Annotated in this window: 6 protein-coding genes; 3 read left to right on the plus strand and 3 right to left on the minus strand. The window is 39.9% G+C overall.

Annotated elements, in window-relative coordinates:
* Positions 1-313 (minus strand): VOC family protein (locus tag AC1DDX_RS24755; protein ID WP_477622774.1); only part of this gene is annotated, 313 nt, incomplete at its 3' end.
* Between the two features lie 128 nt (positions 314-441).
* Here AC1DDX_RS24755 and AC1DDX_RS24760 point away from each other — a divergent pair.
* The 3 genes from AC1DDX_RS24760 to AC1DDX_RS24770 all read left to right on the plus strand — a co-directional run bounded on the left by AC1DDX_RS24760 (position 442) and on the right by AC1DDX_RS24770 (position 3039).
* On the plus strand, positions 442-1737 hold the full coding sequence (locus AC1DDX_RS24760) for an ankyrin repeat domain-containing protein (protein ID WP_172662664.1): 1296 nt from the start codon (positions 442-444) through the stop codon (positions 1735-1737).
* 47 nt (positions 1738-1784) lie between these two features.
* The gene (locus tag AC1DDX_RS24765; protein ID WP_172662665.1) at positions 1785-2303 is read left to right on the plus strand and encodes a GNAT family N-acetyltransferase; all 519 of its coding nucleotides are present in this window, start codon (positions 1785-1787) and stop codon (positions 2301-2303) included.
* A 145-nt stretch (positions 2304-2448) separates the two neighbouring features.
* Positions 2449-3039, plus strand: a complete 591-nt coding sequence (locus AC1DDX_RS24770) for a dihydrofolate reductase family protein (RefSeq protein ID WP_172662666.1) — start codon at positions 2449-2451, stop codon at positions 3037-3039.
* Between the two features lie 46 nt (positions 3040-3085).
* Here AC1DDX_RS24770 and AC1DDX_RS24775 read toward each other — a convergent pair whose 3' ends face one another.
* A complete protein-coding gene (locus AC1DDX_RS24775; protein WP_172662667.1) occupies positions 3086-3721 on the minus strand; it encodes a HEAT repeat domain-containing protein in 636 nt (211 codons plus the stop codon).
* Between the two features lie 99 nt (positions 3722-3820).
* On the minus strand, positions 3821-4012 hold a 192-nt coding region (locus AC1DDX_RS24780; RefSeq protein WP_477622775.1), incomplete at its 5' end, for a DUF6194 family protein.

The raw sequence follows: 4012 nt of genomic DNA on the forward strand, positions 1-4012 counted from the left end.
GATCACGCACAAAAAATCTACGAACACCCCACGGCTCATCAACGGGACCATATTCAATTGATATCCCACAATCTCTCATTCGCTTAAGCGCCTCATCAATGTCATCGACTTCGATAGATAAATCAGGTACCGGTGTACCCGAACCACCCTCCGTTGCAAAGCTTATCTGAATGTTTTGATTCTCATTAGACCCATAGGTCTTAATCCAACCATGATCCATCAATAAATCAAGCCCAAATATAACTTGGTAGAATTGTTTGGCCGCATCTATGTTTTGCGTGGATATGTCTACAACGATTCTTTTAACTTTCATAGATTAATATTGACTGCAAATAAAAGAAAATAATGAACACATATTGTAAAGTTTCTGAGTTTACAGGTTAAGATAGCAGTTCAGGTAAATCCGAATAATATTTATCTTTATTTCAAAAGCTACCTTTTATGAACACACTAGATGCCTTTATTAAAGCCAGTGTATGGTATGGCTCAACAGACGAAGCCGAAGCCTTACTTGCTTCTTCTCCCGACATTGCCGAAAGTAGCATTTACACGGCTGCATTGCTTGGAAATGACATCGCCATAAAACACTTTTTGGCTCAAGATCCTTCTCTTGCCACCGCTAAAGGAGGAACACTAGGATGGGATGCATTAACCTATCTCTGTTTTTCCCGGTTTTTGCATAGTCTCCCTCCGGCATCTTTTGTTTCCGCTGCTCAAACATTGATCAGGGCCGGAGCTGATGTAAATACAGGTTTCTTTGATGATCAGCATACACCTCATACAGAGTGGGAAAGTGTCCTTTATGGCGCTTCTGGGGTAGCATTCCATCCGGAATTGACCCGATTGCTTCTCAACAACGGTGCAAATCCTAACGACAACGAAATACCTTATCATTCACCAGAAAGTTACGACAACCGTGCCTTCCAGCTATTGCTCGATAGTGGTAAGATGACTGTAGATTCCCTGGCTACTATGCTGTTGCGTAAGTGTGATATTCATGATACCGAAGGCATCCGCTTGGCATTGCACAGTGGGGCAGATCCTAATCGTTTAACCATTTGGGGCGTTACAGCGCTACACCAGGCCATCCTGCGCGACAATCAGTTACAAAACATATTGATGATACTGGAGCATGATGCTAATCCTGGATTGCAAAGCCAGAAAGACGGCAGATCTGCCACAGTGATGGCAGCACAAAGGGGCAGGGCAGACGTATTGCAATTGTTCCGGGATTACGGATTTGACATATCCCTGCAGGGAATGGACGAACTGGCCAGAGCCTGTGCGCTGGATGAATCTGCAACAGGAATTTTATCGGCTGAGTATGGAGGTATGCTACTTGGTGGGTTTGCGGGAAATAACAACGCGGCAGGAATAGGAAGAATTCTTGCCTTGGATATTCAAGTAGATACGCCTTATGTAAATGGAGATGGTTATTTTGGAATTCCGAAAAATAGTACTGCATTGCAGATTGCAGCTTGGCGCGGAGCTCATGATGCAGTAAAAATGCTCATCAATAACGGAGCAAACGTAAATACAAAAGATACTAACGGAAATACACCATTGTTGCTCGCTATACGTGCTTGTACCGATTCCTACTGGATGGACTGCCGCAAAACGGATTCGATTGCAGCGTTGATTTCGTCGGGGGCAAATACGGAAGGTATTATTCTGCCTACTGGATATGATGATGCAGACCGCTTACTTGATGCCGAACTCAACAATGATATCAGATAGTTTTATCTAGTTATTGAGTAAATTTGTAAACCAAAATAAGTTAAATAATGGAATACATACAGGTCAAAAAGGCTACTATTGATGATTTAAGTGCCACTCAGCGCATTGGTAGAGAAACTTTCTTTGAAACATTTGCCGATAGTAACACGAAAGAGGATATGGAAAAGTATCTTGAAGACAGTTTTAATAATAGTCGCGTGATTGCTGAATTGAGGAATCCAGATTCATCGTTCTATATCGCTTGGGAAAATGAAAATCCTGTTGGTTATCTAAAATTAAATACCGGAACTGCACAGACAGAACAACAAGACCAAAAAGCTTTAGAAATTGAGCGCATATACGTCAAAAGCAGTCATCATGGAAAAAAGGTAGGTCAACTTCTTTATGAGAAAGCGCTCGAGGTTGCTCGGGAAAAGCATAACTCTTATCTATGGTTAGGTGTTTGGGAAAAAAATCCACGAGCAATAAGATTCTACGAAAAAAACGGATTTATAGCTTTTGACAAACACATATTCAAAATGGGTAACGACGAGCAGATAGATATTATGATGAAGAAAGAATTATAAAAAACGTAGTTCTACCTATAAATTATATGTTCTGACGCAATTCACCTCTAAGTTGTCGTTTTTACACCACATCAAACTCTGAAATGCACTCCATCTTTGTCTTGTCAATCAAATACTTTTATCATCAAACTAAAAAGAAAACGAAATGAGAAAAATTACAGTATTGTCGATGATTTCACTAGATGGGGTGATGCAAGCACCAGGTGGACCCGGAGAAGACACATCAGGTGGCTTCAAATATGGCGGCTGGACCGCCTCATATGGAGATGAGCTTTTTGGCAAGATCATACAGGAAGAGTTGAAGCCTGCAGAATATCTTTTAGGTAGAAAAACCTATGAAATTTTTGCGTCCTACTGGCCCGATCACGCTGACTTTTGGCCTGGCATTAATGATGGTGCCAAATATGTCTTGTCACAGACCGTGGAAAAATCAGATTGGAAAAATACTATTTTCCTCCAAAATGTGGCAGATATAAAGAAACTTAAGAATTCCGAAGGTGCCGACATTCAAGTTTGGGGTAGTAGTAAGCTCATTCACTTGTTGCTTAAACATGAGCTTGTGGACGAGCTCCGTTTAAAAATTTACCCAATAATTCTTGGTGAAGGAAAAAGACTGTTCGATAACGCCGTGATCCCGGCAGCTTTTACATTAGCAGAACATCATATTACATCAAAAGGGGTTATCATTGCCTATTACAAGCGAGCCGGAGAAGTTACTACAGGCAATGTTGGGTAGTAAGTAACAGACATATGCTTATTAAAAAGAAAGAATAGGGGGCATCTTACATCTTATTCACTTTGCGGATTACCTTTTCAATTCTAGACCGCTTACTTTCTTTCTCAATACCTCTTATTCTGGAGGTCAATGTCTTTACGAAAGCCACTTTATTTTTGGTATTGACAACGTGGAATGCATTTTCTGCATACATGGGTAATTGGTTGTCGGGGCTTTTCAGTAGTCGCTCATTTAGTAAAGAGAACACACTCTCGTTATATTCTTTAACACCACAAAGTTTAATCATAATACCTACACAATGGTCATTGGTGATAACTGAACCTTGGTCGGCGGTGGCTATTATTTTAGGCAATGCATTATAGATTGCTTCAGGTTTAATTGCAGTGATCGCATTTAAAGCGGTCATTGCTCCCCACTGCAAACGGTTATTCTTACTGTCTAAAAGATTTATCAGTTCCGAACTGAAATCAGCTATCATTTCCGGTTTCAATGTTCCAATCTCATAAATTACCTTTATGCAATCGTTCTGGATATCCTTACTTTTATGATGGAGGTTTTTAACCAACTCCCGAACTGCCTCATTGTTGGTGCATTGTACAATAGCATTGGCTAGTTCCTGATTGGGTACTTCATCCCTTCTTCCTAATGAATGTGCTAACTTATCTATTGTGTTGGTATTCATTTTTTATTAATTTCTTGTACTCAAAGAGACTTGGTATGTTAATTTTATATGTCTGAATTTACGAAATAGAAACCAGTTTTAAAGTAAAATAACAGATTATCATTTTAACCTTTTAACAGCTAAGCTATAGGCTACATCAAGATGATTTTTTAAGACTGGTAAGCTTTTCTTACGTGGTTTTACGATACATAACCAATACATTGCTCCATAAAAGGGGTGAGGCATCACTATGTTCTCTGCAGTGAAATCTATTCCCGAGTCTACATATGCACCAATGCCTTTCTTTAGCGC

The sequence above is a fragment of the Pedobacter sp. 10L46_2 genome, from assembly GCF_056395165.1.